At 70.0% G+C, this 21,051-nt stretch carries 13 protein-coding genes; 3 read left to right on the forward strand and 10 right to left on the reverse strand.

What is annotated here, in order from left to right; all coding sequences use genetic code 11:
* Positions 1-94 precede the first annotated feature (94 nt).
* The 4 genes from arfA to ACSYGN_RS17870 form a co-directional block, all read right to left on the reverse strand.
* Positions 95-1,615 (reverse strand): arabinosylfuranosidase ArfA, encoded by a 1,521-nt coding sequence (gene arfA, locus ACSYGN_RS17855; RefSeq protein ID WP_460396771.1) that lies wholly within the window; start codon positions 1,613-1,615, stop codon positions 95-97.
* Between the two features lie 41 nt (positions 1,616-1,656).
* A complete protein-coding gene (locus ACSYGN_RS17860; protein WP_460396773.1) occupies positions 1,657-2,568 on the reverse strand; it encodes a carbohydrate ABC transporter permease in 912 nt (303 codons plus the stop codon).
* Positions 2,565-3,566, reverse strand: a complete 1,002-nt coding sequence (locus ACSYGN_RS17865) for a carbohydrate ABC transporter permease (RefSeq protein WP_460396775.1) — start codon at positions 3,564-3,566, stop codon at positions 2,565-2,567. The genes ACSYGN_RS17860 and ACSYGN_RS17865 overlap by 4 nt, the downstream gene beginning before the upstream one ends.
* Positions 3,567-3,758: 192 nt before the next feature.
* Positions 3,759-5,135, reverse strand: coding sequence for an ABC transporter substrate-binding protein (locus ACSYGN_RS17870; protein WP_460396777.1), 1,377 nt, complete (start codon positions 5,133-5,135; stop codon positions 3,759-3,761).
* Positions 5,136-5,490: 355 nt separating this feature from the next.
* On the opposite strand from ACSYGN_RS17870, the gene ACSYGN_RS17875 reads away from it, so the two are divergent.
* Together ACSYGN_RS17875 and ACSYGN_RS17880 are read left to right on the forward strand one after the other, a co-directional pair.
* Entirely contained in the window at positions 5,491-6,582 is a 1,092-nt protein-coding gene (locus ACSYGN_RS17875) for a LacI family DNA-binding transcriptional regulator (protein ID WP_460396779.1), read from the forward strand.
* Positions 6,583-6,809: 227 nt separating this feature from the next.
* Positions 6,810-8,495, forward strand: a complete 1,686-nt coding sequence (locus ACSYGN_RS17880; RefSeq protein ID WP_460396782.1) for a hypothetical protein — start codon at positions 6,810-6,812, stop codon at positions 8,493-8,495.
* A 114-nt stretch (positions 8,496-8,609) separates the two neighbouring features.
* Here the strand turns inward: ACSYGN_RS17880 and ACSYGN_RS17885 are convergent, their stop codons facing one another.
* From ACSYGN_RS17885 to ACSYGN_RS17900, 4 genes are all read right to left on the reverse strand, one after another.
* Entirely contained in the window at positions 8,610-11,135 is a 2,526-nt protein-coding gene (locus ACSYGN_RS17885) for an NB-ARC domain-containing protein (protein WP_460396784.1), read from the reverse strand.
* Between the two features lie 746 nt (positions 11,136-11,881).
* A complete protein-coding gene (locus ACSYGN_RS17890; RefSeq protein WP_460396786.1) occupies positions 11,882-12,313 on the reverse strand; it encodes a hypothetical protein in 432 nt (143 codons plus the stop codon).
* Positions 12,314-12,384: 71 nt separating this feature from the next.
* The gene (locus ACSYGN_RS17895; RefSeq protein ID WP_460396788.1) at positions 12,385-13,104 is read right to left on the reverse strand and encodes a hypothetical protein; all 720 of its coding nucleotides are present in this window, start codon (positions 13,102-13,104) and stop codon (positions 12,385-12,387) included.
* 714 nt (positions 13,105-13,818) lie between these two features.
* Positions 13,819-14,274 (reverse strand): hypothetical protein, encoded by a 456-nt coding sequence (locus ACSYGN_RS17900; RefSeq protein ID WP_460396791.1) that lies wholly within the window; start codon positions 14,272-14,274, stop codon positions 13,819-13,821.
* Positions 14,275-14,635: 361 nt separating this feature from the next.
* Here ACSYGN_RS17900 and ACSYGN_RS17905 point away from each other — a divergent pair, with 361 nt between their 5' ends.
* A complete protein-coding gene (locus ACSYGN_RS17905) occupies positions 14,636-16,186 on the forward strand; it encodes a translation initiation factor 2 (RefSeq protein ID WP_460396793.1) in 1,551 nt (516 codons plus the stop codon).
* Between the two features lie 3 nt (positions 16,187-16,189).
* Here ACSYGN_RS17905 and ACSYGN_RS17910 read toward each other — a convergent pair whose 3' ends face one another.
* Positions 16,190-18,232 (reverse strand): NB-ARC domain-containing protein, encoded by a 2,043-nt coding sequence (locus ACSYGN_RS17910; protein WP_460396795.1) that lies wholly within the window; start codon positions 18,230-18,232, stop codon positions 16,190-16,192.
* A 224-nt stretch (positions 18,233-18,456) separates the two neighbouring features.
* Positions 18,457-21,036, reverse strand: coding sequence for a DUF6397 family protein (locus tag ACSYGN_RS17915; protein ID WP_460396797.1), 2,580 nt, complete (start codon positions 21,034-21,036; stop codon positions 18,457-18,459).
* Between the last annotated feature and the right edge of the window lie 15 nt (positions 21,037-21,051).

Below are 21,051 nucleotides of genomic sequence, written 5' to 3' on the forward strand. Positions count from 1 at the left end.
GCAGTCGGCAGTCGGCGTTAGGCGTCAGGCGTCAGGGGGCGGGGGTCGGGGGTCGGGGTTCGGCATCCGGCAGTCGGCCGGTGGAACGAGGAGGTCAGCCCACGGGGCGCAGCCGGATGACGTTCCAGGAGACGGGCTGAAGGTGTACGGCGAGACGGCCGTCGGTGACGTCACCGGTGCCGGTGGCACGCGGGCGGACCCGGTCGGGGTGCTGCTCGGTGTTCGTGGCACGGAGGTCCGGGTCGCTGAGCACCGAGTGCTCCACCGGGGCGTAGCCGGGGAAGGCCCGCAGGTCGAGGTCGAGTTCGACGGTCTCGGACCGGTGGCGGTTGACGGCGAGGACGGTCAGCTCGTCGGCGCCCTCTGCCCCGGCCAGGTGGGTGGCGACGGCGTCCACGACGGGGACCTCCCCGAACCTCTCGGTGTCGTACACCGGCGCCACCGGTTCCACCCGCAGGACGGTGCCGCGGGCGTGGCGGGCGGCCTGGGCGAAGGGGTGGAAGGTGGTCTGACGCCAGCTGGGGCCGCCGGGCTCGCTGCGGATGGGGGCGATGACATTGACGAGCTGGGCGAGGCAGGCGGCGGTGACGCGGTCGCTGTTGCGCAGCAGGCTGATCAGCAGCCCGCCGACGACGACGGCGTCGGCGACGCTGTACTCGTCCTCGATCACGCGCGGGGCGACCGCCCAGTCGGCGGGCTTGTCCTGCGCCTGGAAGCGGGACATGTACCAGACGTTCCACTCGTCGAAGGAGATGTTGATCCGCTTCTTCCTGCGCTGCTTGGCCCGGATGTGGTCGGCGGTGGCGACCACCGACTCCACGAACCGGTCCATGTCGACCGGCGAGGCGAGGAAGCTGCCGAGGTCGCCGTCGAGTTCCTCGTAGTACGCGTGGCAGGAGATGTAGTCGACCTCGTCATAGGCCTCTTCCAGGACGGTGGCCTCCCAGGCGCCGAAGGTCGGCATCGAGGAGCTGGAGCTGCCGCAGGCCACCAGTTCCAGGCCGGGGTCGATCATGCGCATGGCCCGGGCGGTCTCGGCGGCCAGGCGTCCGTACTCCGCGGCGGTCTTGTGGCCGGTCTGCCAGGGGCCGTCCAGCTCGTTGCCCAGGCACCACATCCGGATGCCGAAGGGGTCCTGGGCGCCGTTCTTGATCCGCTGTTCGGACCGGGCGGTCCCACTGGGATGGTTGCAGTACTCCAGCAGGTCCAGGGCTTCCTGGACACCGCGGGTGCCGAGGTTGAGGGCCATCATCGGCTCGACACCGGCCTTGACGGCCCAGGAGTGGAACTCGTGCAGTCCAAAGGCATTGGTCTCGGTGCTGTGCCAGGCGAGGTCGAGGCGGGCGGGGCGCTCGGCCACCGGGCCGACGCTGTCCTCCCAGCGGAAGCCGGAGACGAAGTTGCCACCGGGGTAGCGGACGGTGGTCACGCCCAGTTCGCGGACCAGGTCCAGTACATCGCGGCGCAGACCGTCCTCGTCGGCGTGCGGGTGGCCCGGCTCGTAGATGCCGGTGTAGACGCATCGGCCCATGTGCTCGACGAACGAGCCGAAGGTGCGGGGGCTGACGTCGGCGACGCGGAAGGCGGGGTCGACGGTCAGGGTGGCGTGCAGCATGAGTCGCTCCGTGGAGAAGGGGTGGGCGGGACAGGCGGGGGTCACTTGAGGCTGCCGACGGTCAGACCGCCGCGCCAGTACCGCTGGAGGAGGAGGAACGCCGCTATCAGAGGCAGGATCGCCACCAGCGAGCCCACGACGACCAGCGTGAACAGCGCGTTGGCACCGCTCTGCACCATCGCGCCCGCGTACCAGGACTGAAGACCGACGGTGAGCGGGAACAGCTTGTCGTTGTTGAGCATCACCAGCGGCAGGAAGAAGTTGTTCCAGGTGCCGACCACGGAGAACAGCAGCACGGTCACCAGCGCGGGCTTCAGCGTGGGCAGCGCGACGTTGAACAGCACGCGCAGCTCACCGGCCCCGTCGACACGGGCCGCCTCCAGCAGTTCGTCCGGCAGGGAGTCCTGGACGTACACCCGCACCAGGTAGACGCCGAACGGGTTGAGCAGCGAGGGCAGGATGACCGCCCACATGGTGTCCGTCAGCGCCACCTTGCTCAGCAGCAGATAGGTGGGGATGGCCAGCGCGGTCGCGGGAACCATGATCGCGCCGAGCAGACTGGAGAACAGCAGATTCCGGCCGGGGAAGCGGTACTTGGCGAACGCGTAACCGGCGAAGGTGGCCACGGCGGTGGCGCCGACGCCGCTGACGCCCGCGTAGACGGCGGTGTTGCCCATCCAGCGCAGATACTCGCCGTCGTTGTACGTGAACAGCTGCCGGAGGTTGTCGAAGAAGGAACCCGGCGAGTGGAACCACAGGGCGGCGGTGGAGAACAGCGCGTCGTTGTTCTTGGTGGAGGCGACCACCAGCCACCAGAACGGCATCAGGAAGTAGAGGATCATCGCCACCATCACTACGTTGACGGTGACGCGCCCCCTGGAGACGCGGGGCCCGCGGTGCTCGTGACGGGTGGCGGGCGCGGCGGGAGCGGGGGGCGCTACGGCGGTGGTCATTTCAGTCCGCTCCTTCGGCGTGCGGCGAACAGGAACACGTAGGAGCCGATGAAGACCGCCGCGCCCAGGGCGAACGAGATCGCGGCGGAGTAGTTGAACTCGGAGTACTGGAAGGCGAGGTTGTAGGCGTAGAGGTTCGGCGTGTAGTCCGGGGTGATCACCGAGGAGGCGATCGGCCTGAGGACCCGCGGCTCGGTGAAGAACTGGAGCGTGCCGATGATGGTGAACATCAGCGTGAGCACCAGCGCCGAGGAGATCATCGGGACCTTGACGCGCAGGGCCGTCTGCACCGGACCGGCTCCGTCGAGCTTCGCCGCCTCGTAGACCTCACGGGGCAGGCCCTGCAGGGCGGCGTAGAGGACGATCATGTTGTAGCCGGTCCACTGCCAGGTCACGATGTTGCCCAGCGAGGTCAGCATCAGGTTGTGGGAGAGCAGGTCGACCGAGCCCAGGCCCAGCGCACGGCTGAGCGACTGCACGGGGCCGAATGTCGGGCTGTACAGGAATCCCCACATCAGGGCGCCGATCACCGCGGGAACGGCGTACGGCATGAACAGGGTCATCCGGAAGACCTTGGCGAGGCGGCTGCCCACCTCGTCGATGAGCAGGGCCCCGAGCAGCGCGAGCCCCAGCATGAGGGGGATCTGTACGACGCCGAAGAGCGCCACCCGTTCCAGGCCGGACAGGAACTGGTGGTCGGTGAACGCCTGCCGATAGTTGGCGAACCAGCTGAAGTGGTCGCCACCGACCAGGGTGGAGGTGTGCAGGCTCAGCCAGAAGGCGTAGCAGAGCGGGGCCACCAGGAAGGCGAGGAACAGCAGGGTGAACGGGGTGACCAGGAACAGGCCCATCGCCTGATGACGGGTGCGGGAGGACAGCCGGCCGGTACGCGGCCCGGTGTTCCCGCCGGCTGTCACGGCAGCACGGCCCCTCCGGACCGGGGTGTGCGGGGGCACGGGCGCGGCGGCCGCTGCGGATCCCTGCCTGAGCGGGCTCATCACATCTCCTTGCGCGTCTGGAGGCCCCCGCCGACGGCGGCGGGACGTGCGGCGCATCGGCGCGGGCAGCGGGGGCGGTTCGGAGGAATGCCGGGGGATTCGGAGGGACTCGGAGGGATCCCGAGAGATACAAAGGGGGACAGAGAGGGGCAGAGGGGAGCAGAGGGGGGGCAGAGGGGGGGCAGAGGGGGACTACTTGTTGACCTTGAATCCCTGCTTGCTCGCGTAGGAGGACACCTGCTGCTGGATGTTGTCGGCGACGGACGACCAAGGGGTCCCGCCCTGGATGGCCTTGCCCACTTCGGTGGTCTGGGTGTTGTAGGCGTAGTCCTGGAACGGGCTCCAGTCGAAGGTCCCGATGCCGTTGGCGGCGGGCACGAAGATCTGGTTGACCTGCTGGCCGCCGAAGAAGTCGTACTTCTTGTCCTTGAAGTACGCACCGTTCAGGACGGAGTTGACGGTCGGGAACAGGTAGGCCTTGTCGATGCCGATCTTCCAGGCGGCCTGGGAGGTGCCGAACAGCTCCCTGGCGACCTGGGTGGCCTCCTTGGGGTGCTGGGTCTGGTTGGTGACCGAGAAGGACGAACCGCCCCAGTCGCCCTGGGCGTTACCACCGGCCGTCCACTGCGGCAGCGGGGCGGCGCGCCACTTGCCCGCGGTCTTCTTCGCCACGCTGGAGAGGTACCCGGGGCCCCATCCCGCGGCGAGGTAGGTGGCGTACTTGCCGCTGCTGAGCCCGTTGTAGAAGTCGGTGGTCGCGTACGACGCGGTGTCGACGAGCTTGTTCTGCACCAGGTCGCCCCAGTAGTCGTACACCTGCTTGGCGCCGGTGTCGTTGAGCTTGACGCCGATGCCCGGCAGCTTGCTCGCCGAGTAGTCGTACGGGCGTGAGCCGGCCTGCCACATCAGGCCCTGGAGCCAGCCCGCGGCCGACTCGTCGCTGCCGAAGTCGGTGATGTACGCCTTCGGGTCGGCCTTGTGCAGCTTGACGGCCTCCTCCTTGTACTCCGCCCAGGTGGTCGGGACCTTCAGGCCGTACTTCTTGAAGATGTCCACCCGGTAGAGCATCGCCATGGGCCCGGCGTCGACCGGGACGGCGTAGACGTGGTCGCCGTCGGAGACCTGGTTCCAGGCCCAGTCGACGTACTTGCTCTTGTCGTCGCCTGCTCCGTACTTGCCCATGTCGAGCAGGCCCTTGGTGAGCTGAATGGTCGGCAACTCCTGGAACTCCAGCATGACGACGTCCGGTGCACCCTGCCCGGCCTTGAGCGCCGTCTTGAGCTTGGTGTACTCGTCCTGGCCGACGCCGGCCTGCACCCAGTCGACCTGGACGTCCTTGTGCGTCTTGTTGAACTCGGCCACGACCTGCTTGAACTCGGGGTACCAGGCCCACACCTTGATATGCACCGGGCCGTTCCCGGCGGCACCCGAACCGCTGCCGCCGCTGCCACCACAGGCGGCGAGGAGCGCGGTCGCGACGGCGGCGGACACCGCTGCGGTCGCGACCCGGCGGACGGGACGGGCCGCGCGGCGTGAGCCGGACAGGGGATGCAGTCTGCTGGAAGACATGGGCGTTCTCCTCGGTCAGGTGCTGCGGGAGGTGCTGCGGGGTGTGTTGTGGACGGGTGAGGACGGGTGCGGACGAGTTGCGGATACGTTCGAAATTTCGGACGTTGTCCGAGTCATGGACCAGAGAGCAGACGGGGCTGAGGGGCGTGCGTCGCGCCGGGTTTCACCTCGGCCACGCAAGGGGACACTGGTTGATCAGGCGGTCGGATCGGCTCTGTTACGCTTCTTGCAGCGCTGCAGAAGTCTTAACCAACAACTTGCTGCGCTGCAATAGGCGCTTCGCGGAAACGTAAAGAAAATTTCAGCGACCCAAGAACCCGGCAGAGAACCCGGCAGATCCGACAAAGGGCAAGCCATGGGAAGAGACGTCACACTTCGCGATGTGGCGGAACGCGCCGGCGTCTCCAGCCGCACCGTGTCCAACGTCGTCAACGGCTACGCGCCGGTCGCCGAGGCCACCCGCGCTCGCGTACAGCAGGCCGTGGACGAGCTCGGCTACCGGCCCAACGTGCTGGCCCGCAACCTCGCCGCCGGACGCTCCGGGCAGATCGCGGTGGTCGTGCCGTACCTGGACACGCCGTACTTCTCCGAACTGCTGCAGGGCATCATCCGCGCCGCCCGCGTCCAGGGGTACAACGTCCTGATCGACCAGACCGACGGCGACGCGGAGCACGAGAAACTGTTCCTCTCCCGTGGCTCCGCGCGGCTGCTCTTCGACGGGGTCATCTTCAGCCCGCTGGGTCTGGCCCAGGCGGACCTGTCCGGCCGCGACCCCCGTCTGCCTCTCGTCGTACTCGGCGAGCGGGTCAGTGACGGCGGCTTCGACCACATCGGCATCGACGATGTCGCCGCGTCCCGGGAGGTCACGGAGCACCTGATCGGCCTCGGCAGGCGCCGTATCGCGGCGATCGGCGACCAGCCGTACCGCACCGGCGAGGCGGCCCAACTGCGCACGCGAGGCTTCCGCCTGGCCCACGAGCGCGCCGGGCTGCCGGTCCACGAGGACCTCATCGTCTCCACGCCACGCTTCAACCGCTTCGACGGTGCCGCAGCCATGGCCCGGCTGCTCGACCTGGAGGAGCCGCCCGACGCGGTCTTCTGCTACAGCGACCTGGTGGCGCTGGGAGCCCTGCGCACGCTGGCCTCCCGAGGACTGCGCGTTCCCGAGGACATTGCCGTCGTCGGCTATGACGACATCGAGGACGGCAGGTACGCCAACCCGTCCGTCACGACGATCTCGCCGGACAAGAAGCTGATCGCCGAGACGGCGGTCGAACGACTGATCACCCGGATCACCAGCCCAACGCCCGTACCGGGTCTGGAGATCCGGGCCCCACATCGGCTCATCGTGCGCGAGAGCACCGTGGGGCGGCAGGCCGGGCACGACGCTCATCCAGTGCCACGCCGCTCACCCGAGGACGAGGGCACGGATCTCGTCACCTACTGAGCTTCTCGTTACCGTGTACGAGTTCATACGTCCGCCCACCCGCCGCACACTGCCCGAAAGATTGCTGACCGGCTTGAAATGCGATACACGCACCGTTGCCGCGAGCCGCGAGCCGCGAGCCGCGAGCCGCGAGCCGCGAGCCGCGAGCCGCGAGCCGCTGACCGGCTGGAGATGCGGGTTCGTCGGAGGCGGGCGCCGTGTTCGGTAGCCGGCCGCTTCGGGTGCCTGTGGGGCGTGACGCCCACCGTTGGAGCACCTTCCACGGCGAACGTACCCTCGTCGTCGCCGCCCGTACGGTCACCTCGACCGTACGAGTCCTCGAAACGCTGCCGCCGCTCCTTCGCGGCGACCACCGTGTGACCGTCGTCTTCGCCTACGACCCCACGTCCGCCTTCAGCTCCGGCGTCCTCGACCTCCTGCACGCCGCCGGATGCCGGGTCATGCCCTGGGAGCAGCTGGGGCACATGGCCCCCGACCTCATCCTCTCCGCCAGCGAGAACATCGACGTACCGGAAGGCGACTGTCCGGTGCTGGTGCTGCCGCACGGTGTCGGGTTTCAGAAGTTCGTGCCGGATTCCCGGAGCTCGGCGGACAGGCTCTCCGGGGTCGTGCCTGACTCTCTCCTGGAGACGGGGCGTGCCTGGCTGGCGGTCTCGCATCCGGCGCAGGAAGAGCAGTTGCTCGACACGCACCCGAAGGCCGCCGGGCGCACCCTCCTCGTGGGCGACCCGTGCTTCGACGAACTGGTCGGCAGCCGACCACGCAGGGAGGCGTACCGAGACGCGCTGGGAGTCGCGGAGCACCAGCGTCTCGTCATGGTCAGTTCCACCTGGGGACCCACCTCCCTCCTGGGACGTCACCCGGCCCTTCTCCCGCGTCTCCTCTCACAACTTCCCTGCGACGACTACCGGGTGGGCGCGATCATCCACCCCAACGTCTGGTCTGCCCACGGGGCCTGGCAGATCCGCACCCTGCAGGCCGCCGCCCTGGACGCGGGCCTGCTGCTGATGCCGGCCATCCACGCCTGGCGGCCCGCACTCGTCGCGGCGGACGTCCTCATCGGCGACCACGGTTCGGTGACGCTGTACGGCGCGGCAGCCGCTACGCCGCTGCTGCTGGCCGCGTTCGGCCAAGACGCGGTGCCCGGGACGGCCGTTCACGACATGGCGGCCGTCGCACCCCGCCTCGACCCACGCGGGGACCTGCTCCAGCAGGTGGAGGATGTCGTACGGGAGCACACGCCCGAGCGGTACGCCGCGGTCGCGGAGCAGGCCTTCGCCGAACCGGGGCATGCACTCGCCCGGCTGCGCACCGCTCTCTACCGTCTGCTGAGGCTCCCGGAGCCGTCGTCCCCACCGCCGTCCGCGCCGGTACTGCCTGTTCCGGATCCGCCCGCCTCACCGGTCACCTCCTGGGAGGTGACCACCGGTGTCACCGAAGCCGGTGAAACACCGGCCGCCGTCACCGTGCGCCGCTTTCCGGCAGCCGCGTCCGCTGCTGACGACGCGCCCCGTCCCGACTCCCCCGCCTGCTTCACCCATCTCGCATGCGTGGACGACGAACCCGACCGCCGACTGACAGAAAGCGCCTCCGTACTCCTGCGCCGCCACCCCGTGTCCACCTCGGTCGGGGCACTGCGGTGGATCGAGGACACACTCGCCCAGTTCCCCGGAAGCCTCCTCGCGGCCTCGGAGGTACGCGGGGGCTGCTGCCTGGTCGGGCTCAGGGACGGCCGGATCGTGGAGGCCGCAGCCACCGGCCCCGCGGTGGATCCGGCCCTGCTCGCCGCGGTCGTGTACGCCCTTCTGCGCTCAGGACGTCCGCTGAACGACGCCCAGCTGAGCCTGCGGATCGGTGACGGCCGGGACGAGGACGTCGTCCTGCGCCGTCGTCCCGCCCTGCCGGTCAGGTAGCCACGATCCCTCAGGGCGGATCGGTGACGGCCGGGACGAGGACGTCGTCCTGCGCCGTCGTCCCGCCCTGCCGGTCAGGTAGCCACGATCCCTCAACGATCTATCGCCCGTCCCTCAACGATCGAGGTCTTCCCACCGCCGCCGCAGACTCTCCGCCAGGCGGTTGCCGGCCGCCTCGTGGATCGCGACGGCCCGGCTCAAGCAGTCGCGCAGCAGATCCTCGTGGCCTCCCGTCCGCTCCGCGATGTCGGCGAGCTGCACCAGGGCCTGCGCCTCGTAGTGCGTCGCCTCCACCTCGCCCAGCACCCGGGCCGCCTCGCGCAGCTCGCGGATCGCTTCGTCGGTCTCGCCGAGATGATCACGTACGACGCCGATGGCGGCGGTCACTCGGGCCGCCATACGCCGATCGGGCTCCACATGGGTCTCCAGGTCCTGCCGCGCCCGGCGCAGCGTGGCCAGGGCCTGGGCATGATCGCCCTGAGTGTCCTGCGCACACCCGAGGAAGTAGGCGGCGATGGCCGCTCCGCGGGCCTCCCCGGCCTGCTCGTTGAGTGCGAGGGAGAGCTGGTACGCCTCGACGGCGCGGGACGGTTCGAAGAGGTCCCGGTACCGCCCGAGGAACTCCTGTACGGAGGCGCGCAGGACGAGGTGACCGGCCACCTCTGCCAAGTCGACAGCCTTGTCCAGTTCCGCTCCGGCCCGGTCGTTCTCGCCGAGGTCCAGCAACGGGCGCGACAGCAGGCTGCGCAGCCGGGCCTCGGCCGCCGTGGCCTCCGCGATCTCGCCGGCCGTGTCCGCGGACGCCACCGCCGCGGCGGCTGCCTGGGCACCCAGCTCCAGCGACTCCACCCACGCCCCGAGGTAACGACGGCGGTACAGGAACAACACCGTGAACGCCTCGGCCAGTTGCCAGGCCAGGGTGTGCAGCCCGTGACGGACCGCCGTACGCAGTACCGCCAGGACGGCCGGACGCTCGGTGTCCAGCCACTCCAACGGAGGCGGCCCGCCGACGACGGCGAAGGGGTCGTCGGCTTCCCGCAGCAGGGCGGACAGTTCAGCGATCCGCAGCCGGTCCCGCCTGAGCGCCCGGTCGGCGAACGCGGCCAGGACGAGATAGTGCGTGCCCACCCGCTCCGTCAGCGCCGCCTGCTCCGGCTCCGGCTCCTCCTCCGCGGCGCGCTCCCTCGCATGCAGCCGGACCAGATCGTGCATGCGGTAGCGGCCGTCGCCCATGGTCTCCGCCAGGCTGGCTTTCACCAGGACGCCCAGCAGGCGTTTCGCACTCCTCGTATCGATGTCCGCGGCAACGGCGGCCACACCGGCGTCGAAGATGCCGACCGGCAGCCATCCGAGCAGACGGTAGAGCCGAGCGGCGTCGGGCGGCAGCAGCCGGTAGGAGGAACCCAGAACAGCGGACACCGACGTCTCCTCGCCTTCCAGCGCCATGCCGGCCAGTCTTCCGGCCTCGTCGTCCAGTTCGGCGGCCAGTTCGGTCAGGGTGAGACCGTCGACGGTGACCAGACGCGCCGCAACGATCTGCAGGGCCACCGGCAGTCCGCCGCACAGCTCCACCAGGCGCTGTGCGGCGTCCGGTTCGGCGTCGACCGCTTCCGCACCGCACCGGTCCTTCAGCAGCGTCAGCCCGCCGTGCGCGTCCAGCGGCTTGACGGAGATCAACCTGGCACCGTCCATGGCCAGTTCACCGAGCCTGCCCTGGCTCGTGACCAGTACCGCGCTGCCCGGCCCCTTGGGGATCAGCGCACGAACCTGTGCGGGCTGGTTCACGTCGTCGAGGACGAGCAGAATGCGCAGGCCGGCCGAGCGCGAGCGGAACAGATTGGTCCGCTCCGCGAGTGAACTCGGGATGCCGTCGTCGCCTCCGGGCAGCGACCTCAGGCACATGGCAAGGGCCTCGGAGACATCCGCGCCGACTGCGGTCATCTGCGCGGACCGGTCGCGCAGGGCGGCGAAATCGACGTACAGCTGTCCGTCCGGGAAGAGCCCGCGGGCCCGTGCCGCCCACCGCCACGCCATGGTCGTCTTGCCGACCCCGGGGAGTCCGTCGAGCACCCCGACATCGACGGATCCGGAGCCGTCGGCTCGCGCACCGGGTGCCGCCCCGAGTGCCTCGTCCAGGACGGCGAGTTCGGCCGTCCGATTGCTGAACGGGACCGTCACCGGCGGAACTTGGTCCGGCCTGACCGGCACGCCCGACGCGGATTGCGGCGCCGGCGGGACGTTGAAGGTGATGCCACCGTGGATGTGCGATCCCTGGAAGGCGGGACCGTAATTCACCCCTCCGCCGACGAGATGGACGAAGGTGCGGGACGCGTCCGGCGCCAACTCGGCGAGCAGGTGCGCCAGTTCTCCGGCGGCACTGGGATCGTCCTGGAACATCCGCTCCAGACGCTGCCGCAACCTGGCCTGCACACCTGCCTGGACGCCTGCGTCACCAGCCGCCCTGGCGCTGTCCAACTCCGCGCTCGCTGCCTGGAGTTCTTCCTCGGCGGCCGAGCCCGGAGTGCGCCGCCCGAAGAACCGGGCCAGTCCGCCCTTCGCCCGCTCCCACGACTCCGACACCATCAACCCGACCAGCGTCGTCGCTCCCGACGCAGCGAGAGCCGCCAACTCCGCTTCCACAAAGCCCCCTTCACCCGTCCAGCCCCAAGGGGCGGTCGGACACCAACCGTAGAGAGATCGCGGACGCTTGGACAGCCCGGCTCGCCGCGGGTCGCATCCCGCATCGTCAGCGCGTCGTGAACGCGCCCGTGAACGCGTCGTGGTGCAGGGCATCAGGCGTTACACGTTCCGGTACGAGGCTCCAGGTGATCTTCGCGATTCCCCGCCACCCGACTCCCGCCCGACTCCCGCCCGATGCCCGCCCGACTCCATGGCGGTGCCGGTCTCACGCGGCACCTCCATGACTGGGCGGCCCTGCCCTGGTCAGCGGCGCCGCTTGGGGCGGTTCTTGCCCGCGGTGCGCCGACGCTTTCCGGCCCGGCCGACGCGGGCAGCGGGACTACGCAGTCCACGGGCCACAAGTTGTCTGAGCTCGTCGAGTCCGGACCGCTCCGGGTGCGCAGAGGCAAGAGCCGCGGCAACCGCGTCCCTGATCTCGGGCCCCTGCGCGCGCAGCGCCTCCTCGGCGCTCTCCCCGCCGCCCGCGCAACGTACCTGGGCCGTCTCCGATTTCCTCCCCAGGGAGTTCGGTGACCGTCTGCGGCAGCCAGGCGAGCAGCAGCTCCTCCACATGGGGTGCGCTCGTCCGCCGATCTGCCGCGGCTCGGGCTGCTGGTGGAGTGGGCGAAGAAGGCGCGGCTGGTCCGGGTGGCCAAGGGCCGGTTGTATGCGGTGGCCAAGGCCCGGCCGGTGCTGGCCGACCCGCTTCAGTTGTGGCTGCGCGCATTTGACGCGTGCTCCGCGCGGAGCTGGCCGGCTGGATTTCGGCTCGCGGCGAGCGCGATGCCGCGCTGCGGCAACTCACCGAGCTGGAGCAGGTTCTCGGCGAGCAGCAGCAATTGCTCGGCATCGGTCATGTCCTCGGGGGACAGCAGTTCATGGTGCGCCAGCGCATTCAGCGCGAGCGGCGCAAGCTGAGCATCGCCACGCCGCTCGCGCAGCAGCCGTTCGCCCTCGCCGTCCGGCAACGCCACCAGCAGCACGTCGAGCATCGCCTGCGCACGCGTACGGAATGCTGTTGTCGGGCCCACCGGAGCAGCCGGTCCACCAGCAGCCCGCACGCCCGCCTCGAACTCCTCCTCGGCCCCGTCCTCGAACCGCATCCGCATGAACCCGCCCACCTTGTCCACAGCAACCATGACGTGCCGCGCCACGCTATCCCCGAAATCCCGAACGACGACGCGCTGCCCAGCCGGGGACGGGCGGCCCGCTACCCCATCGGCAACACGTAGTGATAGTTGCCCTCGCCGACCGCCGCTTCGAGCGTGCGGACGACGGACCGGGCATCGTCGTAGGGGCCGGCGACATAGAACGGCACACCGTCCCGGCCGAACTCGATCGGCACCGGCCCTGTGGGCTCCCCCAGGTGCACAGCCGCCGCCTCGAACTCCTCATGCGGCTCGAAGCCCAGCCCGCGGGCGAAAGTCACCGCCCCGTGCACCAGATGCTGGGCCAGCTCCAGCGGCGCCTCGACACCCGGCGAGTCGAACGCGGAGAAGAACTCCCGCCGCCAGGAGTCGAGAGAACCCGATCCCATCGTGTGCGGCCCGTTCACGTTCTTCACACCAAGGCAGTGCACGTCGACCAGGAACCCGCAGACCGTGACCCGGCTGGCCCGCTCTCGCCGGGCGACCACCACCCCGGCCAACCCACCCGAGGGGACCTCGTCGCCGAACAGAGGGTCGCTCTCGTGCCAGGCACGAGGAGCATCCACGAGGCCAAGCCCTTCGCTCCACCCCGGACTGAGCCAGCAACCGGCCAGGGCACAGTCCGCCGGGTCATCGACCGCCTGTTCCATCTCGGCGGCGCGCCGCACCAGCACGCTCGCGGCCGACTGCCGCAGACCGAGCACCCGGGCAACCTGCTTCGGTCCACTGCCGCGCCGCCGGAGCTCACGCACCTGTGCGAGCAGTTCCTCATCGTCTCTCATTCGAGCACCCCAGGATGATGATCGTCACGCTCACTCGCCTTCGTGCCCTCGCGCCACCCGCACGGGCGGCCGACCTTCCTCCAGGCCCCGTCCCGTGAGGTGCCCCAGACGTGTCCCTCCGGACACCGGTCGGCCGGGACGACCACATAGGTCCTACAGCGAAGGGCGCCCGAGGTCGCCTGGGCACCGGGCGCGCTCACACCGTGCCACAGGATCGCTACGGTTGGCTAATCGTTCGGCCTCGGCGCCCGTCGAATGAGCCGCAGTCTCCATCCACGAGGGAACCTCTTCACCCGCGCTCTCGAGATCGAGCGCCATGCCCTCAACGCAGGCTTCCACCGCGCTCTGCCCCTTCCCGACCTGCTGCGCCGCCACAGAGGAACTGAACCGGCGAACGGTCCTCCACCACGACGGAGACTTCGACATGATCGCCTCCCTCACAGGCCAGCCCACCGAATGGGTCGTCCCGCCGGGCAGCGCCGACCGATGAGCATGCCGGCCTTCCCCACGGGCGGCGGCGAGATCTTCTGGGACAGCGCGGGCGTACCGCTCCTGCTGGGCGCCACCCTCGGCGTCCTCATCGTGGCGATCGCGGGAACACTCGCGGTGGTGCGCCGCCGCATCGACCCGGGACTGATCCGACGGGACCGATCCGACGGGACCGATCCGACGGGACCGATCCGATGGGGCCGATCCGGTGGGGCTGAGGGAAGTTCATCGGGGCCGGCAGCACTCCTGCGCCACCGAGACGAAGGCCAGCTTCGCACGCTTGAGTTCGTCATGACTCTCATGGTGTCTCAGACAGTCGACGAGATGCTGCGCCGCGGCGGCGACATCCGGCGGACCTTCCAGAAGCACCCCGCCCAAGGCGCGTTGCAGCAGGACGTCGTCGTCGGCCTGACCCCGTCCGTTCCGCTGGGTGAGGATCTTGACCTCTGCGGCTCCGAGGAACTCCGCGTAGGTCTGGCGGCGGAGGGCGAACGCGCGGTGGCCGGCCTCGGCGCGAAGGGTCATACGGACCGATTCGAGCAGCGCGTCCGCCTGGCGGTCGCCGGCGTGACGCGCGGCTTCGGCCTGCCGGATACCGGCGCTGCGGGCGTACCAGCCGGTGACGACGCTGCCCGCGATCGCCGATCCCGCGGCGATCAGTGCGATGGCCCAGTCACTCATGCCACCATCCTCGCGATCAGCCACGGCATGCCGCAGCACTCTTGCCGAATGTGCAGTGCGGATCACTCGCGGATCACTCTCCGCGACCTTCGGACAGTGCGCGATACGATCGGATCATGTCGCCCGACGACGCGAAGGAATCCGCCCCGACCTGCGGAAACAGCCGTTCCACCGACCGGTTCTCGGTAGACTCGACATCGTGGGGCGACGGGCGACGGGCGACGGGCGACGGGCGACGGGCGACGGGCGACGGGCGACGGGCGACGGGCGAACGGTTCTGTTCGCGGCTCGTTCGGCGGTGGCCCTCTATCGTCTGCTCGACGTTCTCCCCGTCTTCTCAGGTGACGATCGGATCACCCGCGTGTTCACCCTCGTTCCCGGCTCTGGCTTCGGAGCGGACGCTCTCTCCGCGATCGACGCCCTCGGAGGCCGCACGGTGCCGTGGAGCGAGGCGTGCGGTCATTCGTACGACCTTGTCGTCGCCGCGAGCCCGAAGGGCGACCTGAGGCTGCTGCGCGGCCCACACGTTCTTCTGCCGCACGGCGCGGGCTTCAACAAGTCGATCCCCGGCGAGGGTTCGGCCGACTCCGCGTCCGGGCTGGACCCGGCGTATCTGCGGCGAACCGATCACGACGCTCCGATAGCGCTGCACGCCCTGGCCCATCCCGATCAGGTCGCCATGGTGGCCGCCACGAATCCGCGGGCCGCCCGGCAGGCGAAGGTGATCGGCGATCTCACTCTGGAACGCGTCCTCGCCTCGTCGTCCCTACGCGACCACTACCGGGCGGCGTTGGGCACCGGAGCCCGCAAGCTGCTGGTCCTGGTCTCCACCTGGGGGCCGGAATCTCTCATCCGGCGACACCCCGGACTGCCCTCCCGGCTCGCGACCCGACTGCCCCACGACGAATACCAGTTGGCGCTCGTGGTCCATCCCAATGAGCGCAGCCTGCTCGGAACGTACGAGCTGACCGAACGCCTGGCGCCCGCCCTCGACGCCGGGTTGATCCTGCCGAATCCCCATGAGGAGTGGGCCTCCGTCCTGATCGCCGCCGACGCCCTGGTCACCGACCACGGATCAACCGCCCTGTACTACTGCGCCGCCCAGGACCGCCCCATCGTGAGCGTCCACCAGGGTGGCGGCGAACTGATCACCGGCAGCCCGATGGGCGTACTCCTCAGCCGAATACCGCAGTTGGAACGGGCCGAAGAGATCGTCGACGCACTGCGGGCATACCGGCCGGGCCCCGGGCACGCCGCCGCCGAGGCCGCGTTCGCACCCCCCGGTGATGCCGTGGACCGCCTGCGAACCGAGGTCTACGCCCTGCTCGGTCTCACGCCACCCACGCACGGCTGCACACCCCGGCTGCTGCCCTCGCCCTCGCCCGCCACGCATGTCCCCGCGGCGTTCGACGTCCACGTGGAGACCGACGAGGCCGGCGTCCGAATCACCCGGCGCCCGGCCGGCACCGGGCTGCCCGGCCACCACTTGGCCGTGGAGCACGGCGCCGCCGGCGAACAACTTTCCCGTTCCGCAGGCCTGTTGTACCGCCGTCCGCTCTCGGCCTCCGCCGCCCCCGTGGACCTGGCCTGGACCGCCGACGGGTGGACTCGGCACGCCCTGTCCGCTTACCCGAGCTGTCGTTCGGCCGCAGCTCTGCTGCCGTCCGGAGGGTGCCTGCTCAGAGTCCGCGGTCACGAGCAGACGTACGCCGTCCAGGTCGAACCACGCTCCGAAGAAGGCCGGATCGTACGGATCGACCCGGCCGTCGCCCTGTCGGCCGCACACGCCCGGTTGGTCTCCCCCGAGCCCGCCACGGACAGCCCCACCGTGCTGAACTGCCTCATCGGAGAACGGACTTTCCGCATCAACCTCCGCCCGGCCACGGACGCCGAAGCCACGCAGGCGATCTAGGGCCTAGCCCAGTCCGTTGCGCCGCCGGAGGGTCCGGGCCGCCGAACGATGCTCCTCGGCCTCCGCCAAGTGTCCCCCAGCCGTGTCCAGTTCGGCGAGCGCGTCGTGCACGCGTGCCAGGTCGAAGCCCGAGCGCCGCCTGTCAGCCCGCCCGAGCGACTGCAGGTACAGCTCACGGGCCTCGTCCATCCGGCCGAGGCGGTGCAGGACACCGGCGAGGGCGAACGCCGAGCGTCCGATCAGCCTCTCGCGCCTCTCCCCCACGAACCCGGTGTACGCCTCGGACAGCAGACGACGCGCCGTCTCAAGGTCACCCGCCTTCGCGCTCGCCTCTCCCATCCGATAGGTCTGGAGCAGGACGCCGTAGGGGTTAGGGATCGCCCGGTGCATGTCCCGGGAGTCGGCGAAGTCGACCAGAGCCGAACTCCACTCACCCCGTACGCCCTTGAGCATGCCCCGGTGCTCGACAGCCGACGCAGCGAGCTTGCGGTCCCGTTCGGAGTTCCCCAGCAGTTCCACGGCGGACATCGCTCTGTCGATCTGTTCCTGGGCCTCGCTCAGCCTCTCCGACTCCCACCGCGGCCTGGCCAACTGGCAGCGCGTGCGCACCAGCCACCCGGCGTTCCCCCCGTGCCGGACCGCCGAGTCGACGGCACGCCGGAAGACTTCGATGACCTCGGACTGATGGGGATGATCCAGGGCATGCGTCCACACGGGCTCTGACAGGGCCACGACCTCGGTGTCCATCCCACGGCCGTGGGCCAGCCGCGAGCACGCGAACAGCACATGGCGTTCCTCGTCCAGCCAGCGCGCCGCACTTTCTGCCCGTACAGACCGTGACGCGTCGTCCACGGCCGCTTCCGGATCCTCCAGCGGAACGTCCGGCACACCGGGAACAGGGTCGAAGAGATCCACGACGGTCAGCCGACGGCCGGCGGCAAACCGGTCGGCCAGCTGAGCCTGCCGGACAACCCAGCGCAGCAGCCTGGCCTGTGCCTCGGCCACCACACCGCCGGTGTCCCCGGTCTCCCGGCGGGACCAGCGCAGGGCGTGCCCACGCTGAGGCCCCGGCAGCCTCATCTGGCCTGCCACCGTCAGCGACAGCAGACGCAGGTCCAGTAACCCGGCCCGGTCCAGTTCCTCCAGGGCGTCCTGGCAGGCCTCCGGTCCCAGCCCCGACAACGCGGTGGCGGAGTGGAGCGTGAACGTCTCACCGGGATGGTGCGGAAGCAACCGGTAGAGCTGCGCCGCCGGGCGGGACAGATCGGCGCAGGCCGTGTCCCAGATGTGTTCCACGCCCGGCACACCCTTCTCGTCCAACTCGGCCTGGAGATCGGCGAGGATACGGGAGAGTGGACGCAGCCGGTGCGTACGCACCCACCGGCCCGCCACGTGCAGTGCCGCCGGAAGGCCGTCACACAGCCGGACCACCGCCCGTGCCGTCTCCGGGTCGGCGGCCAGCGGGTGATCACGGACAAGCAGCTCCAGCAGTTCCAGGGCTGCCCGCTCGTCCAGCGGCGGCAGCGCCAGATCCACCGCGGCACCGGCTTCGAGGTCATGGAGCGGACCGTGACTCGTGACGATCACCACGCTGCCGCCCGACGCCGGAAGCAGGGGGACGACCTCCGAGGCGTAGCAGGCGTTGTCCAGCAGAAGGACGAGCTTCGCGTCCGAAGTCCTGTTCCAGTACTGCCTGCACCGAGCCGCGTACTGGGCCTGCACCTGGTCCGGCGCCACGTCGAGCGAATGCAGCAACTGGGAGAGCACATCACCGGGGTCAAGCACGCCGTCCGCCCGAAAGTCGTCGAGGTCGACCGACAGCACACCGTCGGTGAACGGGTAGCGGTCGAGCAGAGTGCGGGCGATCAGACCGGCCAGCTCCGTCTTTCCCAGACCACCCGGCCCGCTCAGCGCCAGCACCAGCGGACGGGAACGGCTCCGCCATTCCGTCACGGCACGCAAGGCACGTTCCCGCTCATCGTCGCGGTTGACGAAGAACATTGGCTCCGGAGGAAGTTCGACCCTCACAACAGTCCCTTCGCCCATCCACAGTGTCCTGCACGCACTGCCCAACGATCACCCACGCTAAAAGTCTTTCATCGCCCGGCGTCCGGCAGAGCCGAAGATCCGAAAGCCCGGATCTACACGGGCAGCAAGTCCGGGGCTGACAATTCATCGCATTCGACAACAACGTCCCGCGGGCCCAACACGGCCCAGCGGGGATCCGGGCCGGTCCACCAGTCGAGGGTGATGTCACCGCAGCCCCGCTCTCACCAGGCGAGCCGGTGGGCGTCATAGCCGGAGAAGCGGGCGGAGTGGCAGGCATCGCAGCGTGTGTACCAGGGAGCACAGGGTTCGCCGCAGGAGGCGCAACTGCCGTGCGCGGCCAGTGGCCGGGAGGCGGCGACCAGTTGGCTGATCCGTTCAGCGGCAGCCTGCTCGCCGACCGCCACCTCCTCGGCGCTCAGTCCGCCGCACTCACGGCCGAAGGCCCGGATGGCAGTGCCCAGGTCCCGCATGGTCGCGGCGTACTCCTCGGCTTGCGGCAAGGTCATCCGTTCGATGCTGGTGAGCGGACGGATCAGATGGTGCAGGGTCACACCACGCAGGACCGCCCGGCAGACGGCTGGGAAGGCCGGGCGGTCCGCTTCGATGGGCAAGGTGATCAGGCGCCAGACGGTGTGGCCGTCACGCGGCCAGCAGCCGTCTGCGTCCGGCGGCACCCCGACGGCACGGCTGGCCGCCATCAGCTTGTCGTGGATCTCGCCCACGGGCATGGGTCGCAGCCAGGAGCGCCCCTGGGCGACCGTACGGGCGGCAGCGGTCCAACCGGCCAGAGCGTGCGGGATCTCTCCGGGTTCCGGTTGTCCGAGGTCGGTCCAGGTGGGGCGAACCTGGGCCGTCGTGACGCGCAGGCCGCTGGACCGCGTTCCGTTGGCTGCCTGGACGGCCTGGTCCAGAAGCCGGGCCGTGGCGGTGAGGCCGGGAAGGCGGCTACGGTAGACGCCCACGAATCCCTCCCCCGCGTCATGGCCCCGACGGCCGGCTCGGCCGGCGATCTGCGCAGCCTCCCAGATCAGCAACTCCCGGCGAGATCTGCCGTCGTACTTGCCCGTCTCCGCGAACGCCACCGCACGCAGCGGAAGGTTGACGCCATGACCGATCACATCCGTGGTGACGATCACGTCGACCTCGCCCTCGCACAGCCGCCGGATCTGCTCGCGGCGCGCCGCGGGCGGCATCGCGCCGTAGAGGACCGTCGCTGACCGGCCCGCCTCGAGCAGTTCGCGGTGCAGGGCGAGAACGGCTTTACGGGAGAAGGCCACCACCGCACTTGCCGACGGGAGGGTCGCAGCCCGGAACTCCTCCGTCCGACTCAGTGTGCCGTGCCGGGCGTGGCGGAGCACAGTGATGTCCGCGCCGGGGGCGAAGAGCTTGCGCAGCAGATCCTCGGCTTCCGGTGCGGCGCAGACGTGCACCTCGGTATGTGCTCCGGAGAGCAGCAGGAGGGTCCAGGCATGGCCACGGCCCTCATCGGCCAGCCAGTGCGCTTCGTCGACGACCAGGAAATCGCCGTCAGTGGGCGCCGCCTCAGCAGTGCAGCACAGCACTGGCGCATCCGGATTGCGGTATTCCTCACCCGTGCGCAGACCAACCCTCTCCGCACCGAGTCGGCTGCACAGCCGTTCGTAGACCTCGAAGGCGAGCATGCGCAGCGGTGCCGCGTACACGCCGGTTCGCCCGGCCTCAGCGCGCGCGGCCAGCAGGGCGACGGCGTCATGTGTCTTACCGGAGTTGGTGGGGCCCAGGTGGAAGGTCACCATGGGGTTGCCTGTACGTTCCGGGATATGGGCGCGGGCACGCGCGGCGGCTGCACGCTCGCGTTGCTCGCGCAGCCGCTTCGCGGCCTGTCCGGCTTGGCGGGCCGCCCTCCGTTCGTCCCTCCGGTGCTGCGCGGCCCGCCGTGCACGCACCACCGTGGCCTGCGCGGGGGCGGGCACCGTGGCCAGGTCATCGGCCACGCTCTGTTCGAGGAGGTCCGCGGGGACACCGTGGTCGCGGTACGCGTCCGGGATCTGTTCCACGGCGCAGCCCAGCCGCGACGCCGCGCCGGAAGGAGCGATCAGCTCGGGCGCCGGGGAACTGCGCCGTGCCCTGCGCAGCGCGGCCGTGAACTCCCGGGCGGCATCTGCCTGCTCCTCAGGGGTGGCAGGACTCGCCTGCGAGCCCAGCACGTCCGCGAGGCACTCCTCCGCTGCACGCCGCATGAGATGGACGACCTCGGCCTGGCTGAGCTCCGCTCGGTCGACAGGCGGCTGCACGGCGCTCAGCCAGTACGACCACGCGGCGGCTTTCGCCCAGGTGCCACGCAGTATCAGCAACGCCTGGGCACGGAGCCGCGAACGGTAGCCCTCGGCCCTGCGGTCGGCGCCGGCGGCCAGTTCGGCCAGGACGGGGCCGGGCAGCCGGGCACCGAGCAACTCGGGACAACGCTCCGGCAACTGGCGGGCGTCGGCGGCCGAGTACTGCCAGACCTCGGCGTGATAGCGATTGGTGTACGACCGGACTGGGCGGATGACCCCGGCACGCGCCAACTGGTCGAATCGGTGTCGGCTGATCCCCGCGAGCCCGGCGGCCTCCGCCGCATGTACCAGGCAGGTGAGTTCGGCGAGTTCGCCGGGACTCGCACGCCACCGGGCCACCTCGCCCACTGTGACGCACAGCTCGTCTCCCCTCCAGCACGTACGGATCACGCCGTGTTCGATCCCCAGAGTGAACTCGCCCTTTGACAGACCGAGTTCCCGGCGTGCTGCTTCGAGCGTGAGGTGTTTTGCCGCCGTACCGGCCATGATGTTCCTCCCCCG

The sequence above is a fragment of the Streptomyces sp. YIM S03343 genome (assembly GCF_054729195.1).

What these genes read in the sequence shown, in the direction of transcription:
- ACSYGN_RS17910 (WP_460396795.1), bottom strand. Translation starts at nt 18,232, where the DNA reads ATGGGCGAAGGGACTGTTGTGAGGGTCGAACTTCCTCCGGAGCCAATG.
- ACSYGN_RS17875 (WP_460396779.1), top strand. Translation starts at nt 5,491, where the DNA reads ATGGGAAGAGACGTCACACTTCGCGATGTGGCGGAACGCGCCGGCGTC.
- ACSYGN_RS17865 (WP_460396775.1), bottom strand. Translation starts at nt 3,566, where the DNA reads ATGAGCCCGCTCAGGCAGGGATCCGCAGCGGCCGCCGCGCCCGTGCCC.
- arfA (WP_460396771.1), bottom strand. Translation starts at nt 1,615, where the DNA reads ATGCTGCACGCCACCCTGACCGTCGACCCCGCCTTCCGCGTCGCCGAC.
- ACSYGN_RS17900 (WP_460396791.1), bottom strand. Translation starts at nt 14,274, where the DNA reads ATGAGTGACTGGGCCATCGCACTGATCGCCGCGGGATCGGCGATCGCG.
- ACSYGN_RS17870 (WP_460396777.1), bottom strand. Translation starts at nt 5,135, where the DNA reads ATGTCTTCCAGCAGACTGCATCCCCTGTCCGGCTCACGCCGCGCGGCC.
- ACSYGN_RS17915 (WP_460396797.1), bottom strand. Translation starts at nt 21,036, where the DNA reads ATGGCCGGTACGGCGGCAAAACACCTCACGCTCGAAGCAGCACGCCGG.
- ACSYGN_RS17890 (WP_460396786.1), bottom strand. Translation starts at nt 12,313, where the DNA reads ATGGTTGCTGTGGACAAGGTGGGCGGGTTCATGCGGATGCGGTTCGAG.
- ACSYGN_RS17860 (WP_460396773.1), bottom strand. Translation starts at nt 2,568, where the DNA reads ATGACCACCGCCGTAGCGCCCCCCGCTCCCGCCGCGCCCGCCACCCGT.
- ACSYGN_RS17895 (WP_460396788.1), bottom strand. Translation starts at nt 13,104, where the DNA reads ATGAGAGACGATGAGGAACTGCTCGCACAGGTGCGTGAGCTCCGGCGG.